The 21,114-nt window shown below is 64.7% G+C and carries 18 protein-coding genes and 2 riboswitches; of the genes, 5 read left to right on the top strand and 13 right to left on the bottom strand.

The features are described from left to right. From G369_RS0125320 to rfbB, 9 genes are read right to left on the bottom strand one after another with little or no spacing between them, the layout of a single operon-like run. On the bottom strand, positions 1–930 hold the full coding sequence (locus G369_RS0125320; RefSeq protein ID WP_026346614.1) for an NAD-dependent epimerase/dehydratase family protein: 930 nt from the start codon (positions 928–930) through the stop codon (positions 1–3). Positions 931–963: 33 nt separating this feature from the next. Next, positions 964–2,994, bottom strand: a complete 2,031-nt coding sequence (locus G369_RS0125315) for a hypothetical protein (RefSeq protein WP_157773778.1) — start codon at positions 2,992–2,994, stop codon at positions 964–966. An 18-nt stretch (positions 2,995–3,012) separates the two neighbouring features. Next, the gene (locus G369_RS0125310; protein WP_019656847.1) at positions 3,013–3,762 is read right to left on the bottom strand and encodes an SDR family oxidoreductase; all 750 of its coding nucleotides are present in this window, start codon (positions 3,760–3,762) and stop codon (positions 3,013–3,015) included. Between the two features lie 10 nt (positions 3,763–3,772). Beyond that, positions 3,773–5,095: an FAD-binding oxidoreductase gene (locus tag G369_RS0125305; RefSeq protein WP_026346613.1), complete on the bottom strand. Its 1,323-nt coding sequence runs from the start codon at positions 5,093–5,095 to the stop codon at positions 3,773–3,775. Continuing rightward, on the bottom strand, positions 5,092–6,576 hold the full coding sequence (locus tag G369_RS0125300; RefSeq protein ID WP_019656845.1) for a UbiA family prenyltransferase: 1,485 nt from the start codon (positions 6,574–6,576) through the stop codon (positions 5,092–5,094). Before G369_RS0125300 ends, G369_RS0125305 begins: the two co-directional genes overlap by 4 nt. Next, entirely contained in the window at positions 6,573–7,115 is a 543-nt protein-coding gene (rfbC, locus tag G369_RS0125295) for a dTDP-4-dehydrorhamnose 3,5-epimerase (RefSeq protein ID WP_019656844.1), read from the bottom strand. The genes G369_RS0125300 and rfbC overlap by 4 nt, the downstream gene beginning before the upstream one ends. Then, entirely contained in the window at positions 7,112–8,008 is an 897-nt protein-coding gene (rfbA, locus tag G369_RS0125290; protein WP_019656843.1) for a glucose-1-phosphate thymidylyltransferase RfbA, read from the bottom strand. Before rfbA ends, rfbC begins: the two co-directional genes overlap by 4 nt. Positions 8,009–8,031: 23 nt before the next feature. Next, on the bottom strand, positions 8,032–8,922 hold the full coding sequence (gene rfbD / locus G369_RS0125285) for a dTDP-4-dehydrorhamnose reductase (RefSeq protein ID WP_019656842.1): 891 nt from the start codon (positions 8,920–8,922) through the stop codon (positions 8,032–8,034). Next, the gene (rfbB, locus tag G369_RS0125280) at positions 8,919–9,989 is read right to left on the bottom strand and encodes a dTDP-glucose 4,6-dehydratase (RefSeq protein ID WP_019656841.1); all 1,071 of its coding nucleotides are present in this window, start codon (positions 9,987–9,989) and stop codon (positions 8,919–8,921) included. The genes rfbD and rfbB overlap by 4 nt, the downstream gene beginning before the upstream one ends. Before the next feature lie 116 nt (positions 9,990–10,105). After that, positions 10,106–10,204, top strand: a riboswitch (glycine riboswitch). 3 nt (positions 10,205–10,207) lie between these two features. Further along, positions 10,208–10,313: riboswitch (glycine riboswitch) on the top strand. 93 nt (positions 10,314–10,406) lie between these two features. Between rfbB and G369_RS0125275 the strand changes: the two genes are divergently transcribed. Beyond that, positions 10,407–11,726: a D-amino acid dehydrogenase gene (locus G369_RS0125275; protein ID WP_019656840.1), complete on the top strand. Its 1,320-nt coding sequence runs from the start codon at positions 10,407–10,409 to the stop codon at positions 11,724–11,726. Here the strand turns inward: G369_RS0125275 and G369_RS36300 are convergent. The 4 genes from G369_RS36300 to G369_RS0125255 form a co-directional block, all read right to left on the bottom strand. Then, positions 11,705–13,330: a hypothetical protein gene (locus G369_RS36300; protein ID WP_019656839.1), complete on the bottom strand. Its 1,626-nt coding sequence runs from the start codon at positions 13,328–13,330 to the stop codon at positions 11,705–11,707. The two genes, G369_RS0125275 and G369_RS36300, sit on opposite strands and share 22 nt — an antisense overlap. A gap of 254 nt (positions 13,331–13,584) precedes the next feature. Beyond that, positions 13,585–14,865, bottom strand: a complete 1,281-nt coding sequence (locus tag G369_RS0125265; RefSeq protein WP_026346611.1) for an FIST signal transduction protein — start codon at positions 14,863–14,865, stop codon at positions 13,585–13,587. 44 nt (positions 14,866–14,909) lie between these two features. After that, a complete protein-coding gene (locus G369_RS0125260) occupies positions 14,910–15,692 on the bottom strand; it encodes a PhaM family polyhydroxyalkanoate granule multifunctional regulatory protein (protein ID WP_019656837.1) in 783 nt (260 codons plus the stop codon). 226 nt (positions 15,693–15,918) lie between these two features. Further along, the gene (locus G369_RS0125255) at positions 15,919–17,358 is read right to left on the bottom strand and encodes an aminotransferase-like domain-containing protein (protein WP_019656836.1); all 1,440 of its coding nucleotides are present in this window, start codon (positions 17,356–17,358) and stop codon (positions 15,919–15,921) included. A gap of 122 nt (positions 17,359–17,480) precedes the next feature. Here G369_RS0125255 and G369_RS0125250 point away from each other — a divergent pair, with 122 nt between their 5' ends. The 4 genes from G369_RS0125250 to G369_RS0125235 all read left to right on the top strand — a co-directional run bounded on the left by G369_RS0125250 (position 17,481) and on the right by G369_RS0125235 (position 21,113). Continuing rightward, positions 17,481–18,080, top strand: coding sequence for a LysE family translocator (locus G369_RS0125250; RefSeq protein ID WP_019656835.1), 600 nt, complete (start codon positions 17,481–17,483; stop codon positions 18,078–18,080). Between the two features lie 154 nt (positions 18,081–18,234). Further along, entirely contained in the window at positions 18,235–19,191 is a 957-nt protein-coding gene (locus G369_RS0125245) for a DMT family transporter (protein WP_019656834.1), read from the top strand. Between the two features lie 61 nt (positions 19,192–19,252). Next, positions 19,253–20,455, top strand: coding sequence for an aminotransferase-like domain-containing protein (locus G369_RS0125240; RefSeq protein ID WP_019656833.1), 1,203 nt, complete (start codon positions 19,253–19,255; stop codon positions 20,453–20,455). 22 nt (positions 20,456–20,477) lie between these two features. Beyond that, the gene (locus G369_RS0125235) at positions 20,478–21,113 is read left to right on the top strand and encodes a LysE family translocator (protein ID WP_019656832.1); all 636 of its coding nucleotides are present in this window, start codon (positions 20,478–20,480) and stop codon (positions 21,111–21,113) included. The last annotated feature ends 1 nt before the right edge of the window (position 21,114 follow it).

The raw sequence follows: 21,114 nt of genomic DNA, 5'->3' as shown, positions 1-21,114 counted from the left end.
TCAGAACTCCAGTGCAATCTTGCTATAGACCGGGTGATTGAAGGTCTCTTGCACAGCCTCGTTGAACGGCGTGCTGCGCACACCGAAGATGCCGGGCCAGTCGATCACCTCGAACTCGTCGCGCGCCACCAGGGCTTGGAGTTGTTGCGTGGTAAACGGGGGATTGCGATCGAATAACGCCCAGGTCCACAGCAAGCCGTAGAACAGGCCATAGGGAATCTTGACGATCCGGGCCTTCGCCTTGGTGGCGCGCTTGATCTCGCGAATGATGTCGATGTAGTCGACCTGCTGATGCCCGGTGATGTTGAAGATTCCGGTGCGGATGTTGTTCTCGATGCAACTGATGATCACGTTGCAGAAGTCGCCGACGTATAGCGGCTGACGCATGAACTTGCCGTTCCCCGGCACAGGAAACACAGGCATCTTCGCCATAAAGCGCGACAGCCATCCGAGATGCTTCCGGTCGAACCACCCGAACATCAGGGTTGGCCGTAGCACCGGACATTCGATGCCGCTGTCCAGCACCAGACGCTCCTGGTCCTTCTTACTGCGGGTATAGAAGTCGTCGGCCACGGACTCCACCACCGACGAGCTGATGTGGACCAATTGCGGCACCTGGTTCTTCTTGATGGCTTCGAGAATGAGCACCGTGGAAGTCACGTTGTTGTCGATGAACTCTTGGTAGTCGATGCCACCAATCTGCGCCTGCAGCATGACCACCACATCTGCACCTTCGAAATGGGCAAGCCAGTCGCCGGGCTTGGAGACATCGGCATATTGCGCAATCACTTCGGGATGCGCACGCGCCAGCACCTCAAGGTTGGGACGGTGCTTGTCCAGCACCACGATCTGGGTGAACTTCTCGCGATTCAGCCGAGCAACCAGGTTTTGCCCGACGAGGCCTGCCCCTCCAGGAAGAACTATTTTCATAACGAAACCCTAACAAACAAAATGAGGCACATGCTATTGCGCGTAGCGAACGCCAACACCGAGCAATCCAATGGAGAGGCGCCGCTCGTCGCTGGAAAGCCCCAGCTCCTTGGGGGACTGCTTTCCATCAACCTTCAACAATACCGTCGTGGTAGCAGACCTGTTCCAGAGCGCTGGGGCGACAGTCACATGAACGATTCCAGGACCTAAAACATCCTCGCTGGCAATATCTTCGCCATTGATGAGCACATTCATGTGCTGCGATTTGATCTTTCCGTTACCCAGATAGGGGAAGACCTCGAAGCTTAGGTCGACCGGCTTCGATGCACTCCTAGACCTGAATTGCAACGCGAGCACGTTGGCGGACAACCACTCCCACTCGTCTGGTTTGCCGGGACGCGCGGACGGCGTGGCGACGATTGCGCATCTCGCTTTCAGCGGATTGAATTTTTCGATCTCGCCATGGGTGTCCAGGATCGGTGAATCGCTGCGGATCCGGCAATAGTCTCTCTCCGTGAATTCGGAGGGAAGATGGTTGACCTTGGCGTTCCAGATCTCCATCCCGCCGTCCTTGTTTTTCAAAAGCTCTTCGGTATAGCCGGTTTCCCAGCCGAAGACATAGGTCCAGTCTCTGGGCACGAAGTAGGGAACCTTCGATCGGGTCAAGCGCACAGCCAGACCGGTATTGATACCCCAATCCTGCCCGTCGATCTGGTTGATGACGACCCGGTTCCCAGGCTTCTCAAAATGCACCGGCTCGCTGCCGCCCAAGATTGTCGAGTGCTTGCTGAAAACCTCGAAGTTCGCGTTGTACCGCGGCACGATGAAAAAAGCGCACGCCATCCAAAGCAGCGAAAAAACCAGTAACACCGGGCGAGGTAGCCGGGCGATCAGGCAGTAAACGACCAGCAACCCGAGCAGGCCCACGATCGAGTACACGAAGAAGGAGTTGAATTCATAGAGCGGCCCCGTGATTCGAAGCGCCCAAAGCGTGGAGAACACCAGGGCCAGGACGCAGAACAGCGCGAGGCGCTGCAGTTCGACCCTCGATGTCTTCAGGTTCAGCAGCCACTTCGTCGGAAGGAGCAAGGCAGCAGCCACTACAAGAAGTTCGAAAAGAACTTTGAGGCTGCCCAGCTTCACGTCCCGAGCTGTGTCCAGCCACTCCGGCTTTCTGTCGAAGACGAAATAGGACGCAACGTAGTTCATCGCCTGGTTAAATCTAGGCGTCTGATCATGATTCGACTTCATGTAGGTCAGGACGCGCACCGCATTGCAATCCGGGCAACGGGTCAGGTCGATAATGAGAGGAATCAGGAAAACGCTCACGATCACGAATGAGATCGCAAGACCCCGCACGCGCTTGCTGCGGGAAGTCCAGGCTGGATCGAGCACCTGCCGCGATTTCGCGACCCACGCAAAACCCAGGATGGCAGCCAGAAAAACGGGAAACGTCAACACTGGTTGCGCAATGTGCCCATGGCACAGGACGCAAACACAGAAGACGCACACGGGAAGGAAGCGAAACCAACCCAAGCTCAGCGCCGTCGAGGAAATCAGGAGCAGCAGGTAAGGGCCGAACAGCACATGTGGCGCCCAGATGCTCGATACCGCGATGTAGCCGATTCCCGCGCCCAAGCACGCTACCAGAATCCACGCGACAAGAATCCTCTTGTCGCGCACCAAAAACAATGAGATGGCGACAGAACTTGCGATGAATCCGCTCTGAAGCAGGATGCCGAAGAACACATGCGCCTGATGCGGCGAGGGAACGACATGCAAGAGGTCGACCAGAATTATCTCGCCGAGAGCGTACACGTAGAAAAAGAACGGGCCCGGATGGTTGAACAGCCACCTCGAGTAGTTCCCGTAGATCTCATGGAAGCTCTTGGCGCGAATGATATTCAGCGCGTTGGCCGCGAAGTCGCCAACCTCCAGCCGGTAGGGTCCGAAGACGAAGCCGGCGGCGGTTGCCAAGACCATGGCGAAGACGGCAAGAAAAACGATCCACCAAGACCGCCATTCGACATCGTTCGCAGGATTTCCTCGAACCGGTTCGCTCATCGAGTTGCTCCTCACCCCTTACAGCCCCAGCTTCTTAAAGACGAATGTCGGAATCATCTTGATGATTGTCATGATGACTTGCCAGAACCACGGTACATAGATGACGGACTTCCTCGCGCTCACCGCATCGACGATCGTCCTCGCCACGCGCTGCGGCGTCGCGGTCAGCTTCTTCGGGAGGTCAAGGCCGGCCGTCATGGGCGTGGCAACGAAGCCCGGCTTAATCAGCAACAAGTTGACGCCGCGCTTGAAAAGCCTTCCCCGCATGCCAGAAGCAAAAGCCTCCACGCTGCTCTTGGCGGCGCCATAGAGAAAGTTGCTCGGCCGGCCACGATCGCCGGCCACGGAACCGATCACCGCAAGCGTGCCCCCCCCCTGCGCCTCGAACCGGGGCGCAAGGGCGAGCATGCAAACGATCGCGCTTTCGCCGTTGGTGCGGAACTGCTCGATCGCGTAGTCAAGGTCTGCCGCCGCACGCGCCTGATCGGGCAGCGTCCCGTGGGCAATCAACGTCACGTCGACTTCGCCAAGATCGCGCCACGCGCGCTCAACGACATCAGGGAACCTCTTCGGCTCGGTCGCGTTCCACACATAGGTGGACACCCCCGCGGCGCCGCGGGCCCTCAAGTCGCTTGCGACGACCTCGAGCTTCTCCTGCGAACGGGCGACCAGCGCAAAGGTGCAGCCTGCGCCGGCATATTCCCGCGCCACGGCCTCCGCGATACCGGAGGTCGCACCGACGATAAGGATTTTCTTTTTTGTTGACATGGAATAGGTCTCAGGAGGTGACACGGTTCCAGAACCGCGATTTCAGATTGGGGTCGCGCAGTGCTTCCACTTGGGGCCACGCGGGGTAGGCTCGCTGGAAATGCGCCGCGCTCATATGCGCGTCCTTCGCTGGGTATAAGCGTCCTCTCGCCTCATGGATCAGTGCGTCCAGCTTGGCGAACAACCGTACGTTGGCCTCGTCGCGCTGCGCGAAGTCGAGTGCCAGCGACACGCCTGGCAGAGGGAAGGACAGAAGTCCGGGTGATGAGATATCGCCGCAGCGCTTGAGTACGGCAAGGAAGGACCCGCTACCGCTGCGTGCAATTTCCGCAAGCACCGCATGAATCACATCACGCGAGCTGGCAAACGGCACGACGCACTGATATTGCTGGAACCCGTCCCGCCCATACATCCGGTTCCAGTGCAGCAGTTTGTCAAGCGGGTAGAAGAATGGGTCGTAGCCAACCGTCGACTGAACTTGCGGGGATTGTTGTCGGTGGTAGTACAGCGTATTGAAGATTCGCAGGCTCGCCGCATTGACTAGCGACACGGGAGGATCGACCGGCATGCTCTTCGGTCTCGCGGGAGCGACCTGCAACCCGCCCTCCTGTGCGTGGTTGCCCACGATGTAGTGTCCTCGCCCCGCCTGCCGACCGGTGGCGAGGCAGTCAACCCAGGCCACGGCATATTCGTGCTGTGCATCGAACTGCTCGGACAAGTCGAAGAACTCGTCCAGTCCTCCAAATTTGATCGAGCGTTGCGCCATGTAGGCAGAGGGCACGCGACGCAACTGGATCTCGACCGACAGCACGATGCCGGTCAGGCCCAGCCCGCCGATGCTCGCACGAAACAACTCGGCGTTGTCCTGCGGCGAGCAGCCGACCACCCCATCCTGCGTCCTGAACAGCGCCAGCCGCCTGACGTGGCAACCGAATGTGCCCGTCACATGATGATTCTTGCCGTGCACGTCGTTGGCCACGGCGCCGCCGAGCGTGACGAACTTTGTTCCCGGCGTGACTGGCAGGAACCAGCCCCGAGGCAGCGCGATATCGATGAGCGCTCCCAGCGTAAGGCCGGCTTGCGCAGCGACCACACCGGTTTCCCAGTCCGCGGCGATCACCCGGTCCATGCCCGCGGTCGCCACGACATGGTCGGACTCCGCCATACATGAGTCGCCATAGCTGCGCCCCATGCCGAACGCGAGCGTGCCGCCGCTGCCTTGCGCCAGCGCGGATGCGGCAGCGCCTTCGACCTCGGACGGCCAATGAACGGCGTGCGCCGTTTGCGGGTGGGGGGGATACCGCCCCCACGACAGGCGTGCGGACGAGTTCAAAACGCGGCAGCGACGAAAGTGGCGGCGAACGCAATGCCGATCCAGCGGCTGACACGGTCGCGCAGCGCGAAGACGATCGGATCGTCATTCATGCGCCCCCGGTGTGCGATCAGCCAGACCCGGCTCAACCAGAACAGAAGTAGCGGGCACGCGATCCACAGCAGCTTCGGGTGCTCATACAGGTGCAGCGAGGCCACGTCGTTGATGTACAGGGCGAGCACGAGCACCGACAGATATCCCGAGGAACCACCCAAGGACGCCAGAAGCTCGAAATCCTGGACCTCATAGCCTCGCCCCGGCGCAGCGTCTTCCCGACCTTGCTCCCTGGCCTCATAAAGCTCGGTGTACCGCTTGACGAAGGCAAGGCTCAGAAACATAAAGATGCAGAATGCCAGGATCCAGAACGTCAACGGCGCGACGATCGCGGCCGCGCCAGCGACGACGCGCACCGTGTAGAGCATCGCCAGCGTAACCACGTCGAGCATGACCACCCGCTTGATCCAGAGCGAATACGCCAGCGTCAAGAGGTAGTACACCCCGAGAACCGCCGCAAATCTCGCTGGCAGCCACAGCAGCGACGCACCGAACGCGAACACCAGCAGCGCGGGCATCCAAACCATGGCGTGGAAGACCGGGAATGTCCCGGCCGCAAGGGGCCGATTGCACTTCGTGCGGTGCCTGCGGTCGTCCTTGAGGTCGAGCAGGTCGTTCAGCAGGTATACGCTGGAGGCACAAGCACCGAAGCACAGGAACGCGAGCGCGCAATCACCCAGCAGTTGCCAGTGGCTCAACTTGTGCGTTGCCAGCAAGGGCACGAACACTAGAAGGTTCTTGGCCCACTGGTGCAGCCGCAGCGCCTTGCGCAACACACGCAGGTATCCCACTCGATCATCGAACACCTCCCCCAGCCGCCCGAGGCGACGTGCACGCCCCAACACGTTGAACTCGGGGTTCACGACATGGGCGACGCTCGCGGAACGCCAGACGTCCAAGTCGGCAGTCGAGTTGCCGATGTATTCGAAGCGTTGCTCGCCATAGCGGGAAACCAGGGCGTCCCGCTTGTGCGCGGAAGCAAGGTTCTTCGCCTCGGTGCCGAGCACCTCGTCGAAGATGCCCAGGTGGTCAGCCACCTGACGCGCAAGCCGCACGTCGGAAGCCGTCGCTAGCACTAGGTGCACGTCGCCCAGGGTCTTCTGGCTCTCAAGCCAAGCCACCAGGGGCTTGTTGTAGGGAAGCGTGTCAATGACCGGCGTCGCCACATCGGCAACCCGCCGTTTGAAATAGGCTTTCCCCTTCAGCAGCCAGAACAGCGCCTTCAAGAACAACAGCGGCCGGTAGCGCAGCATCAGGAAAATGCTCTCGACCAACAGGTCCGATCGAATCAGCGTTCCGTCGAGGTCGACCGCAATGACCCGGCGACGCGCTGTGGCACGGCCTGATCGTGCATCTCCCAGGCTCATCGTTTGCTCGAACGCGGTCATGGGAAAAGATCGGCCTCGTCCAGCAAAACGCCGGCGGCATCCTTGGCGGAAAGTTGAGGAGACGTGTCAGGCCAGGCAATATGCAAGGTCGGATCGTTCCAAGCGATACAGCGCTCGTGCGCTGGCGCGTAATAGTCAGTGGTCTTGTATAGAAACTCGGCCGTGTCGCTCAACACCAGGAATGCATGGGCAAAGCCGGCAGGCACCCAGAGCTGCTTGTGGTTTTCGTCGGTCAACTCCACGCCCACCCAACGCCCGAAGGTCGCAGACGACTCGCGGATGTCGACGGCGACATCGAACACCGCCCCTCGCACGACACGCACAAGCTTGCCCTGCGGGTGCTGGATCTGGTAATGGAGTCCTCGCAGCACACCCTTCGCCGACCGCGAATGGTTGTCTTGCACGAAGTCGACGTGCTGGCCAACCGCCTCATCGAAGGCCTTCTGGTTGAAACTCTCGAAGAAGAAGCCGCGCGCATCGCCAAAGACCTTGGGTTCAATCACGAGCACATCGGGAATCGCAGTTGGCGTCACTTTCACGAGCGGACCCCTTCGCCAAGCAGATGCTTCAGGTACTTGCCGTATCCGCTCTTTGCTAAAGGTGCCGCAAGCCTCTCGAGCTGCTCGCCCGTGATGAACCCATTGCGCCACGCAATCTCTTCCGGACACGCAATCTTCAACCCCTGCCGATGCTCCAGCGTCGCGATGAACTGCCCCGCTTCCAGCAGGCTGTCGTGCGTGCCCGTATCGAGCCAGGCATAGCCCCGCTGCATGATCTGCACATTGAGCTGATCGCGGTCCAGGTACGCCTGATTGACGGCGGTGATCTCGAGCTCGCCGCGCGCACTCGGCTTCACCGCCTTGGCGATGTCCACCACCTGGTTGTCATAGAAGTACAGACCGGTGACCGCATAGCTGCTCTTCGGCTTGAGCGGCTTCTCTTCGATGCTGCTGGCCTTGCCCTTGCCGTCGAACGCCACGACGCCATAGCGCTCCGGGTCGTGCACGTGATATGCGAACACCGTGGCACCGGAGGCTTTAGCGTCCGCATCGGCCAGCAGGTTCACGAAGTCGTGCCCGTAATAGATGTTGTCGCCGAGCACCAGTGCGCTCGGTGAATTGCCGACGAACTTGTCGCCGATGATGAAGGCTTGCGCCAGCCCGTCCGGGCTCGGCTGCACCGCGTACTGCAGGTTGATGCCCCACTGGCTGCCGTCGCCGAGCAACTGCTGGAACCGCGGCGTGTCCTGCGGCGTGCTGATGATCAGGATGTCGCGCATGCCGCCCAGCATGAGGGTGCTGAGCGGGTAATAGATCATCGGCTTGTCGTATACGGGCAGGAGCTGTTTGCTCATCGCCAGCGTGGCCGGATGCAGGCGCGTGCCCGAACCGCCGGCCAGGATGATGCCCTTGCGTTGCGTCGTCTTGGTCATGCTCTTTCTTTTCGTGGGATTCTTCAAAGGATCTCGCGCAGCATGCGCGCGACGCCTTCCTGCCATGGGGGCAGGCGCAGGCCGAAGGTGGTCTGCAGCTTGCTGGTGTCGAGGCGCGAGTTGTGCGGGCGCTTCGCGGGCGTCGGGAACGCGCTGGTCGGCACGGCCTCGACGGCATCGGGCCCGGCCTTGAGTTCGACGCCTGCCTGCTGCGCCATTTCGAGCACGAAGCGCGCGTAGCCGTACCACGTCGTCTCGCCGCCGGCGATCGCGTGATAGAGGCCGACCCTGGAGGGATCCTGCAGCGTCGCCCTGATGGCGTGCGCCGTCACGTCGGCCAGTAGCTCCGCGCCTGTGGGGGCACCGAACTGGTCGTCGATGACGGTCAGCTTGTCGCGCTCCTTGGCCAGCCGCAGCATGGTCTTGGCGAAGTTGCCGCCGCGCGCGGCATACACCCAGCTGGTGCGGAAGATCAGGTGCCTGGCGCAGTGCCGGGCCACCAGTTGCTCGCCTTCGAGCTTGGTGCTGCCGTAGACGCTGAGCGGGCCGGTCGCATCGTCTTCCTTCCACGGCGTGGTGCCGCTGCCGTCGAAGACGTAGTCGGTCGAATAATGGACCATCAGCGCGCCGATCTTCTGCGCCGCCTCGGCCACGACGCCGGGCGACGTGGCGTTGAGCTTGCGCGCGAATTCGGGTTCGCTCTCGGCCTTGTCGACGGCGGTGTGCGCCGCTGCATTGACGATCACGTCGGGGCGCACGTTGAGCACCGTGTCGGCGAGTTCCTCGGGCCGGCTGAAGTCCGCGTGGAAATCGGTGCTGTCGAAGTCGAGCGCGACCAGTTCACCGAGCGGCGCCAGGCTGCGCTGCAGTTCCCAGCCGACCTGTCCGCCTTTGCCCAGCAGCAGCAATTTCATGCCGGGGCCTTCGTGTCGTACTGCTTCTCGACCCACTCGCGGTACGCGCCGCTTTGCACGTTGCGCACCCATTCGCTGTTCGCGAGGTACCACTCGACGGTCTTGCGGATGCCGGTGTCGAAGGTTTCGGCGGGCTTCCAGCCGAGTTCGCGCTCGAGCTTGCGCGCGTCGATGGCGTAGCGGCGGTCGTGGCCGGGGCGGTCGGTGACGTAGGTGATCTGTTCCTTGTACGGCTTGCCGTCTGCGCGGGGGCGCAATTCGTCGAGCAGGGCGCACACGGTGTTGACGATCTCGATGTTGGGCTTCTCGTTCCAGCCGCCCACGTTGTAGGTCTCGCCGAGCTTGCCGGCTTCGAGCACGCGGCGGATGGCGCTGCAGTGGTCCTTCACGTAGAGCCAGTCGCGCACCTGCATGCCGTCGCCGTACACGGGCAGGTTCTTGCCTGCCAGCGCGTTGACGATCATCAGGGGGATCAGCTTCTCGGGGAAGTGGAACGGGCCGTAGTTGTTCGAGCAGTTGGTGGTCAGCACCGGCAGGCCGTAGGTGTGGTGCCAGGCGCGCACGAGGTGGTCGCTGGCGGCCTTGCTGGCCGAGTAGGGGCTATTGGGCTCGTACTTGTTCTCTTCGGTGAAGGCCGGGTCGGTCTTGGAGAGCGAACCGTAGACCTCGTCGGTCGAGACGTGCAGGAAGCGGAAGGCCGACTTCTGCTCGGCCGGCAGCGCGCTCCAGAACCCGCGCACCGATTCGAGCAGTCGGAAGGTGCCGAGCACGTTGGTCTGCACGAAGTCCTCGGGGCCGTGGATCGAGCGGTCGACGTGCGACTCGGCGGCGAAGTTCACCACGGCGCGGGGCTTGTGCTCGGCCAGCAGGCGGTCGACCAGGGGGCTGTCGCCGATGTCGCCCTGCACGAAGATGTGCCTGGGGTTGCCCTTGAGGGATGCGAGGGTCTCGAGGTTGCCAGCGTAGGTCAGCTTGTCGAGATTGACGACGGGCTCGTCGCTGTTCGCGATCCAGTCGAGTACGAAATTGGCGCCAATGAAGCCAGCGCCGCCGGTAACCAGGATCATGAAGTCCCCTGCAGTGATGTGGAACGATCGCCCTGCGGCAAATCAACGGACGATTATCCCATTGGCCCAAAGGCGAGAATTCAGAGGTTGGCGCCTGTGCAGGCTCCGCCTACAATCGCCCCACTGCAGGAGAGCGGGCCACCCCGGTGGTCCTACCGAAGGCGCAAACTCCCATAAACGCTCAGGTCGGCCTCGCAAGGGCCTGTACTGCACCAACTGAAACGCCGTCTGGAGAGACGCCACGCCATGTGGCGCACCGAAGGAGCAAACCCTCTGCGGGCGCAGCGGGTGAATCTCTCAGGTACCGAGGACAGGGGGAGCGGCAACTTGGACTGCGGTCGTCCGGTTGCTTTTGCTATTCATCCGATAGCAATCAATGCCCGCCGTTCAAGCGCTGCAACCTCAAAGGTATTTGAAATGCGCGTGATCGTCCTTGGCGCCGGCCTGCTCGGCGTGACTTCGGCTTACTACCTCCAGCAACTCGGCCACGAAGTGACCGTGATCGACCGGCAGGCCACCCCGGCCGCCGAAACCAGCTTCGCCAACGGCGGGCAGATATCCGTCAGCCATGCCGAGCCCTGGGCCAACCCCAGCGCGCCGCTCAAGGTGCTGCAATGGCTGGGCAAGGAAGACGCCCCGCTGCTCTTCCGCATGCGTGCCGACATGCGCCAGTGGCTCTGGGGCCTGCAGTTCCTGCGCGAATGCACGCCGGCGCGCACCCGCCACAACATCGAGCAGATCGTTCGTCTCGGCACATACAGCCGCTCGATGTTGCAACAGTTGCGCCGCGACACCGGCCTCAGCTACGACCAGCGCACCCAAGGCATCCTCCACTTCTACACGACGCAGAAGGAGTTCGACGGCGCCCTCGAGCCCGCGGAGCAGATGCGTGCCCTGGGCTGCGAGCGCCGGGTCATCTCGGCCGACGAGGCCGTGAAGATCGAGCCCGCCCTCGCCCACATCCGCCCCAAGCTGGCCGGCGCTACCTATACGGCCGAGGACGAGTCCGGCGACGCCAACCGCTTCGCGCGCGAACTCGTCACGCTGGCCGCCGCCGCGGGCGTGAGGTTCCTGATGAGCCACACCGTGACAGCGTTGCGCGAGGCCGGCGGCAGCATCGACCACGTCGAGGCCACCGACAGCGAAGGCCGCTTCCAGCGAATCCGCGGCGACGCCTTCGTGCTGGCGATGGGCTCGCTGAGCCCGCTGTACGCAGCGCCGCTGGGCATCCGGCTGCCGATCTACCCGGCCAAGGGCTATTCGGTGACCCTGCCCGTCAAGGACGCCTCCAAGGCCCACCAGGTCTCGCTGACCGATGACGAATTCAAGCTCGTGTTCTCGCGCTACACCTCCGCATCGGGCGACCGCCTGCGCATCGCCGGCACGGCCGAGCTCAACGGCTACGACCGCGACCTGAACCGCGTGCGCTGCGAAGCCATCGTGCGCCGCGTCGAGGAGCTCTTCCCCGGCGCCGGCGACACCACCCAGGCCCAGTTCTGGACCGGCCTGCGCCCGGCCACGCCGAGCAACGTCCCGCTGATCGGCAAGACGAAGCTGCCGAACCTGTTCCTCAATACCGGCCACGGCACCCTGGGGTGGACGCACGCTTGCGGCTCGGGCAAGTCGATCGCGCGGATCGTGAGCGGGCTGGCGCCGGAGGTGGATTTCGCGTTCACGGGCATTGCCGCTCAAGGTGACTCGAAGACGAGCCGCCTTCACTCGACGAGCGCATCCTGAGGCTCGACACTCGCCGCTTCGCGACTGCCATCGCCCACCGACACTACGTCGACTCTCAGTAAATGAAGACCGAAGCCTAGGCGGCGAGCGTCGGCACTTTCGGTCACATCGCAAGGCCGATGAGCGCCACTCACGAGAATCTCGGCGTCCAGAAGCGGCCTGCCGCGCAGTTTCTGGACATCCAGGTCACAGAAAAATCTCAACAGGTCACCCGTCCTGGCGAACTGACAGGTACAGCCGTTGATCCGCAAATCGAGCTCGACCGGCGCGCTACCGCTTGGCTGGTAGAGCGTCCCCGTCACAGCGACTTGCACCCTGCCGGCTGCCGGCAACCCGGTGGTGTCGAGCATGAGGAGAAAGGATGCAGCACCGTCGGCGCTCCATACGCCCCAAGGCTCGGGCTCATGCCAGCCAGCCGCCAGTCCTGCCGAATGGGGGCTTCCGCTTCCGAAATGGACGTCGCCGCCCAACGGCACCTTCGAACTTGAACGCAACCCCGCAGCATCGAGCTGAAGCCCCCAGCGGAACCCGAATGCCCGGTCCACCATCTCCGCGTTCGCAGACGATATGACAGCGGAATAGCGCTTCCTGGGCCTCAAAAAGAGCGGGACTCGAGCCCGACAGACGACATCCTTCATCACGGGCAGGGACGCGACTTCACTGCCAACGGGAATCCATTCGGTGCATCCATCCGGAAGGCGTTCGACGTTGTTCCTGTCCGGAGTGATGAGTGCCTCTTTCCTGTGACCGAAATACTCGGCCTCAGTCAGAGCACCCGAGGAAATTGCACTGAAGAACTCGATATTGCCCGCGCACAGCATCGCGTAGATGTTCGACTCGATCTTGATTGCATTGGGTACGCGTTCAAGCAGGTCGTCTAAGAATGTCGTGTTTTGCTGATATGGATGAGGCTTGATTGCCAGGAGGTCTACTGAGGCAGCCAGCTCCGCGACCCTGTCCATGACATCTGTGGGACTGATCAGCCGACCATCGCAGACCAAGGCGAGATCGACTTCAGTCTGACCGAGAAAAACACCTACCTTTGCATCGCGGCAAAGCAATGCGCCGTCGCCCCGTCGCGAGAACATCGCCTTCATTCCGATAGCTGCGCTTTGAAATGCCTCGTCCGGGATCCGGACCTTCGAAAGAATGCGGGCAATTCGCCGGTTGTTGGTTCGCATCCCCAGATGGAGATGCCGGGAAAACCGCAGGGGATGAACTTCCACGTCGATGAATGATGCACCTCGGGAAGCGATGTAATTCAGCAGGGAAGGAGGCATTCCCCATCCGATAACCAGGCTGCGCTCACCGAGCACGCCGATTTCACACCCTCGGAACGCAGGCTGCAGGTCCGCGATCGCGGCGCTCGCCCATCCCTCCACCGTTCGAGGAAGGCCCAGCGAATCCATCATGAGCCCGACGGGAATTCGTCCTCCGCTCGAGACAGGGTATTCCTCGCGCATGGCAATGCCCAAGGATTGGCCAGCAAACTCGAACAGCCCTCGAAGAAAACGCCTGTTGGACGGATGAGACTGAAGCCCGATCTCTTCCGATCGAAAGAAATCATCGAGAAAGATGATTTCGTCAAAAGACAAATAACTCATCGCTGGGGCAATTCAGCTTCGGGCTCCAACGAAACAAAATCCCTCTGAATTAACACCAAAGCACTCTTTTTTGTATATCAACGCGCGCGCAGCATTTCGCGAACGGTCATCATGACAGTTTGATTACATCAAATAACAATTACCCCTTCGTTAAGCGCCGGAATTTACGCTCAACCGTATCGGCTCCGCACCGCGAAAAGCTTCGTCGAGGGAAGGCCCACAAGATAGGGTGACCGGGCCCGGCGCCATCTCCATCAGTCGGGCGCGGTAAACACCGTCAACACCCCGGTATACCCATACAGATGGTGCCGCGCGATCTCCCCCGCGGCGAAGAAGCCCACCAGCGGCACGTCGCCCAGCGCGTGGCGCACGATCTGCAGTTCGGCGCCGGGCGCGCCGAAGTGCGGGCCGCCGCGGCCGGAGCAGCTCACGTACACGGCCCCGGCGATGCGCCGCGCGGGATGCGGCGCGGCTTCGGCCTCGCCGGCCGCCACGGCGCGTGCGGTGGCCAGCGTCTGTTCCTCGGGCTCCAGTTCCTCGCGGATTTCCGCGCAGATGCGCATCAGGTCGGCGCGCGCGGCCTGGGCGTTGCGGCGGCAGAAGGTCAGGCGCATGCCGGCTTCCGCGGTATCGGCGATGGCGATGCCGCGCCGCGTGGGGTCGAGTCCGATGATGTGGCGCACGAGCACGTCGGCGCCCAGGTCGCCGGTGCGGCGGATGCCGTCGCTGCCGGCGTCGGCCAGGCCGACCAGGGTGTTGCGCACCGCTTCGATGGCCTCCTGCGGGCGTTCCAGCGACACCTGCAGGTCGGCCAGCAGCACGTCGAGCGCAGGCTCGCCGTCGAGCTTGAGCAGCAGGTTGCCGTCGGCCTCGGTGATCTCGCGTTCGCGCACAGCGCCCGAGCGCAGCGGCTGGCAGCCCTGGGTGACGCGCGACACCAGCCGCACGCCTTCGCCGAAGACCACGCCCGAGAGCCCGCCCGAGAACACGCCGCCCGCGGCGCCATGGCCACGGATGTTGCCGTTGCCGCCGACGGCGAACTGCAGCGCGCCGCCGCGTCCCGACGAAAGTCCGCCGAACAGGTAGCCGGTGTCGGTGCGCCCGGCCATCTCGCCGATGAGTTCGGCGAGGTCGGGCGTGGCGGGGTCGGCGTGCACCAGCGCCGTGTGCGCTTCGAAACCGCTCATTTCCGAATTGCCCAGGGGCGCGACGCCAGAAAACACGCGGTACTGGTCGCTCGGCAGCGCGCACAGCATCAGGGTCATGCCGGGTTCGTCGAAGTACTCGGCGTTGTTGGCCGACACGCCGACGCCGACGGTGCCCGACCAGTCGGTCACCTCGGGCAGCTCGGCGCTCAGGTGGTCGAGGATGTCCTGCGCGTCGCCGGCGTAGTGGTCGGTGATGTAGAGCAGCCCCAGCGTGGGCGCGGAGGCGTAGTCGGGCAGCGCCATCTGCGCCCGCAGCTGCGCGAGCACGAGGCCCGCGGCCATTCGCCATTGCGGATGGGTGGCATGACCGGAGGGAAAAAGCTTCATGATGCGTGCCAACCCGTTCTTGAAAAATGGATGTGTGTATGACGTCAGCGTCGCGCGGAGGTTCGCTTGCGCGCGGCGGCGGATGTCTTCTTCTTGGCGGCCGGAGCCGTCGTCTTCGCAGACTTCTTCGCGGCGGCCGGCTTGCGGGCCGCCGCCGGCTTGCCCATGACCGAGCCGACTGCATCAGCCAGCGGTTGCGCCATGGACGGCATCTTCAACTGGGCCGCGTCCTGCAGCGCCGTGCTGGCGATCTGCTGGAACTGCTCGGTGAGCGAGCCCCACCACTGCATCGGGTCGACCACGCCTGCGCTCTCGCCCGCCGTGGCTTTGGCCTTGGAGGCGGCGGGCTTGCGGGCGGGCTTCCTGGGCGGAGGAGCGGCTTCTTGAGCCTCCTCCTCGGGCGCTTCTTCGTTCTCGACTTCTTCGGGCTCCTGGGGTTCGGGCTCCGGCGCAGCCCTGGAGGCCGCGGCCGCGGGCGCCACGGCTGCTGCGGCGGCGGTCGCCTGCCGGGTGAACGCGCTGGCGATGTCCTCCATGCGCACGTTCATGCCGCGCAGCGTCGAAAGCGTCATCTTCTGCACTTCGAGCGCCTGGATGGTGGCCTTCAGCGCATGGCCGTTCTGCTCGAGCCAGTACTGCACCGTCTTGAGTTCCTGGATGCGCTTGTCGACCTCCTCCACGCTCAGCGTGGGCGCGACCCAGCTCGCGAGGCTCGGGATGCCCGGCACCGAACCGTTGCCCGAGGCAGCGCCACCGGCGAGGTTCTTCAGGAAGTCGAATCCGGGAACGAACTGGCTGAAGTCGAAGGGCTTGCTGGCGTTGCTCATGCGAGGAGGTCTCCTGGGGTGCTGGGTATGGGTTTTCTTGTGCTGCCAGCTTACTCCAAGCCTCCGGCGTTTGACCTTTCCGCGCCGCCTTTTCCCAACGTGCCGTCCAACGCAAAAGCCCCTCCGCGGGACACCACGAAACCGGCTTTGCCGAGCCGTCGGAGTGGCCCCCGGCAAGGAAAGGCGCGCGCGGCGCGAAGTGCGCGACGCCTGGTGGCGAGCCAGATCAGACTTCGCTTCGGACCTTGCTGAAGACCTTCCAGAAGGCCGCGTCCTGCGAGGTGGCGAAGTTGATCCGCATCATGGTGCTCGGCGGCCGGCGCGCATGGAAGAGCGATCCGGGCGCCAGCAGGTAGCCCTGGTCGAGCATGCGCTGCGTGAGCGCGTCGGTGTCCACGCCGGTGTCGACCCAGCCGAAGAGCCCCGCCGGCTCCGAGGCGAAGGTGCAGCCGTGCGCCATCGCCAGCTTCACCGCCCGCCCCCGCGCACCGTCGAGCCGGATGCGTACGCGCTCGGAGTGCCGGCGCAGCTGCCCCTGGTCGATGCACCACGACAAGGCCCGCTCGAACAGCGTGGGCGAGGTCAGGGTGGCCAGCAGCTTGGTCTCGAGCAGCTGCTCCTTCAGGTCGGGCGGCGCGGCCAGGAAGCCGATGCGCCAGTTGGGCGCGAGGATCTTCGCGAAGCCGCTGACGTAGATGGTGCGCTGCAGCCCGTCGAGCGCGCTCAGCCGCGTGGCGTGCTCGGGTGCGAGGTGGCTGTAGGTGTCGTCCTCGACGATGTGGAAGCCGTGCTCGTTGGCCAGCTTGAGCACCCGGTGCGCGCTGCCCGGCGTGAGGCTGTAGCCGGTGGGGTTGTGCAGCACGCTCACGCTGACGAAGAGCTTGGGGCTGTGCAGCTTGCAGTACTGCGCCATCACTTCCAGGTCGGGCCCGTCGGCGCGGCGCGGCACCGGCAGGATGCGCATGCCCAGCGCCTCCAGCCGCGCGAACTCCAGCGCCCAGCCGGGCTCCTCGACCATCACCGGATCGCCCGGACGCAGCAGCGTGCGGCTCACGATGTCCAGCGCGTGGGTGGCGCCCACGGTGGTCACGATCTGGTCGGGCGAGGCCGGCACGTTGATGCCCACCAGCTTCTGCGAGAGGCTGCGCCGCAGGCTCATGTCGCCGGCCGGCTCGCCGTACTGCAGCGACAGTTCCTGCAGCGCGGCTGTATTGGTCATGCGCCGCACTGCCGTGGGCATGAAGGTCGACGCCATCCAGTCGGGCGGGAACACGCCCATGCCCGGCTGCGGCTTGTCGCTCGGGCGGTGGAACATGCTGCGGATCAGCGAGCTGGCGTCGGCCGGCACGCGCGAGGCCATCATCTGCACCGCGATCGCTGCGGGCACGCCCATCGCGCCGTCGGCGCCGTTCGCCGAGCGGGCGTCCTGCGCAGGAGCGGAGTCGCGAACGTAGAAGCCGCGCTGGCGCCGGGCTTCGACGAGGCCCTGCGCCAGCAGCTGGTCGTAGGCCGCGACCACGGTGTAGGGGCTCACGCCCTGCTGCCGCGCGCACTCGCGCACCGAGGGCAGGCGCGCGCCGGGCGGCAGCAGCCGGGTGCGGATGCGCTCGGCCAGGCGATCGGCGAGCTGCCCGGTCAGCGACTGTGTGGAGGTGCGTGTGAGCATTCGTCGTCCGGGATCTGCCGGATTTCCTGGCTTCTGTGTCGAAGGAGTGACCAATACAGATTGCCCGATTGTTCGATCATCTGTACTGGAACTGTAATGGTCTCAAGTTTAGAGTGTGTGTCATGAACTGGCAAGAATTCACCGCGCTGCTGGTGCTGGCCACGGCGATGAGCTTCTCGCCCGGCCCCAACACCACGCTCTCCACCGCCCTGGCGGCCAACGGCGGCCTGCCGCGCGCCATGCGCTTCGTGGTCGCGGTGCCGGTGGGCTGGACGCTGCTGCTGGCGCTGTGCGCAGCCGGCATCGGCGCGTTGGTGGTGGCGGTGCCTTCGCTGCGGCTGGCCATCAAGGCGCTGGGCATCGGCTATCTGCTGTGGCTGGCGTACAAGCTCAGCGGCAGCGCGACGCTCGGCAAGGCCGACGGCAAGAGCCTGTCGGTGGGCTTCGGGCAGGGCGTGATGCTGCAGTTTGTGAACATCAAGGCCTGGCTGCTGGCGCTCACGCTGGTGGCGGGCTGGATCGCCGGGCAGCCCGACGCGCTGCACCGCTTCGCGATCGTGGCGCCGGTGATGCTGGCCTATGCCTTCGTCAGCAACTTCGCCTATGCGCTGGTCGGCGCCATGCTGCGCGACTGGCTGGCCAAGGGCTCGCGGCTGCTGTGGTTCAACCGCGCAATGGGACTCGTGCTCGTGCTCACCGCCTGGTGGATGGCGGGCGTATGAGATCGGCTCACCCCCAGGCTTCGCGCACTTCGTGTCGCTTCGCCACCCCTCTTGCAGGGGGCAATACCAGCGGCCCGGCCGAGCCGGTTCCGCGGTATTCCCCGACGGCGCACCGCCCGGTTTCAGCGGCACCTTTCTCGGGGAGGTCGCCGACATGAAGAACATCAAGGACGAAACTCTCGGCATGTGGCTGGGCGTGGTGGGGGTGGCGATGTTCGCCATCACGCTGCCGATGACGCGCCTGGCCACCGGCTCGCAGGACGCGCCGCAGCTGTCGCCGTGGTTCGTGACGCTCGGCCGCGCCGCGCTGGCGGGCGTGCTGTCGGCCGTTTTCCTGCTGGTCACGCGCTCGCCGCGCCCAGCTCTGCACCAGTGGAAGCCGCTGGGCATGGCGGTGCTGGGCAACGTCATCGGCTACCCGCTGCTGCTGGCCTACGCACTGCGCGTGGTCACGGCCAGCCATGCGGCGGTGGTGACCGCCCTGCTGCCGCTGGTCACGGCCGCCGTCGCGGCCTGGGTGCTGCACCAGCGCGCGCGGCTGGGTTTCTGGCTCTGCGCCATCGCGGGCAGCCTGCTGGTGGTGGTGTTCTCGGTGCTGCGCGCGAGCCAGGGCGGACATGGCTTCGGCTTCGAATGGGCCGACCTCCTGCTGGTGGGCGCGGTCGTCGCCGCCTCGCTGGGCTACATCTACGGCGCGCAGGTCACGCCCTCGCTGGGCGCCGAGCGCGTGATCTGCTGGGTGTGCGTGATGGCGCTGCCCGTCACGCTGCCGGCCACGCTCGCGCTGTGGCCCACGCAGCCGATCGCCACCACCTCCTGGCTGGGCTTCGTCTACGTCGGCATGTTCTCGATGTGGATCGGCTTCTTCGCCTGGTACCGCGGCCTGGCCCTGGGTGGCGCGCTGCGCGTGAGCCAGACGCAGCTGCTGCAGCCCTTCCTGTCGATCCTGGCCTCGATCCCGATCCTGGGCGAGCCGCTGGACGTGGTCACGCTGGCCTTCGCCGCGGCCGTGGTGGCCACGGTGGTCATCGGCAAGCAGCTGTCGCAGCCCGCGCCGGCACCCGCCCGGGGCCGGCACGACAAGCGAGCCCATGTCGTGTACCGTGATTGACCCGCGCCGTGCGCGCCCCCGAACATCCGAATCTCACCTCACCGCCTGAAAGAAGAAAGCCATGAACTGGAAACTCGCCGCCCGCGCCGCCAAGATGAATCCCTCGGTGCTGCGTGAAATCCTCAAGGTCACAGAGCGCCCCGGCATCATCAGCCTGGCCGGCGGCCTGCCCTCGCCCAAGACCTTCCCGATCCAGGCTTTCGCCGACGCCTGTGCCGAGGTGCTGCACAACGACGGCCAGGCCGCGCTGCAGTACGCGGCCAGCGAAGGCTACGCGCCGCTGCGCCAGGCGGTGGCCGACATGTTGCCGTGGGACGTCGACGCCTCGCAGGTGCTCATCACCACCGGCTCGCAGCAGGGCCTCGACCTCGTGGCCAAGGTGCTGATCGATCCGGGCAGCAAGGTGCTGGTGGAGACGCCCACCTACCTCGGCGCGCTGCAGGCCTTCGGCCCGATGGAGCCGCACCCGGTGGGCGTGGCCAGCGACGACGACGGCGTGATCGTCGACGACCTCGTGCAGAAGGCGAAGGACGCGCGCTTCATCTACCTGCTGCCCAACTTCCAGAACCCCACCGGCCGCACCATGACGGAAGAGCGCCGCGCCGCCGTCTCGGCCGCCGCTGCCGCCGCGGGCCTGCCCATCGTGGAGGACAACCCCTATGGCGAACTCTGGTTCGACGAAGCTCCCCCGCTGCCGCTGGCCGCGCGCAACCCCGAGGGCGTGATCTACCTGGGCTCGTTCTCGAAGGTGCTGGCCCCCGGGCTGCGCCTGGGCTTCCTGGTGGCGCCCAAGTCGATCTACCCGAAGCTGCTGCAGGCCAAGCAGGCCGTCGACCTGCACACGCCGATCTTCACGCAGCGCATGGTCTCGGCGGTGATGAAGGACAAGTTCCTCGACACCCACGTGCCCACCATCCGCGCCCTCTACAAGCGCCAGCGCGACGCGATGATGGCCGCGCTCACCCGCGAGATGAAGGGGCTGGACGTGAAGTTCAACGCGCCCAAGGGCGGCATGTTCCTGTGGGCCCGCCTGCCCGAGGGCGTGGACACCGTGAAGCTGCTGCCCAAGGCGGTGGAGCGCAACGTGGCCTTCGTGCCCGGCGCGCCCTTCTACGCCGGCGAAGGCGATCCGCGCACGCTGCGCCTGTCGTTCGTGACGGCCAGCGTCGACGAGATCGACACCGCCATCGCCGCGCTCGCGCAGACGCTGCGCGAGGAACTGGCGCTGCTCGGCGAGAAGACGCCGGCCGTGGCGCAGGCCTGATACCACGACCCAGGAGCCACCCGTGATCGGTCTCGCGACGCTCTCGCTCTTCCTGCTCGCGGTACTGGCGCTGTTCCTGTCGCCGGGCCCGAACATGGCTTTCGTGCTCTCGCACGGCGTGGCCCATGGTCCGCGCGGCGGTTTCGCGGCGGCCATCGGCATCTCGGCGGCCGACCTGGTGCACACGCTCTTCGCCGCCACCGGCGTCACCGCGCTGGTGGCCGCCTGGCCGCCGTCGTTCGACGTGCTGCGCTATGCGGGCGCGCTGTACCTGGTGTGGCTCGCGGTGCAGGCGCTGCGCAGCGGCGGCCTTCGCATGGGGGCGCAGGCGCAGCCCGCCGGCTTCGGCCGCATCGTGCGAATGGCGCTGCTGAACAACCTCGTCAATCCGAAGGCGCTGCTGTTCTTCATGGTGTTCCTGCCGCAGTTCGTCGACCCCTCGCGCGGCAGCGTGCCGCTGCAGCTGGTGCAGCTGGGCGTGGTGCTGTCGATGGCGGCGCTGGCCTTCAACACGCTGCTGGGCGCGTGCAGCGGCCAAATCGGACGCTGGCTGCACAGTCGCCCCGGCGCGGCGCGCTTCCAGAGCGGCCTGCTCGCGGCCGTGATGCTGGGGCTGGCCGTGCGCCTGCTGTTCCTCGACCGCCCCTCGCCCCGCTGAA

Origin of the sequence: Variovorax atrisoli 110B (assembly GCF_000382045.1) — a bacterium.
GTDB lineage: Bacteria > Pseudomonadota > Gammaproteobacteria > Burkholderiales > Burkholderiaceae_C > Variovorax > Variovorax atrisoli.
The sequence above is the reverse complement of the archived record's forward strand: the minus strand, read 5'-3'. Positions and strand labels throughout refer to the sequence as shown.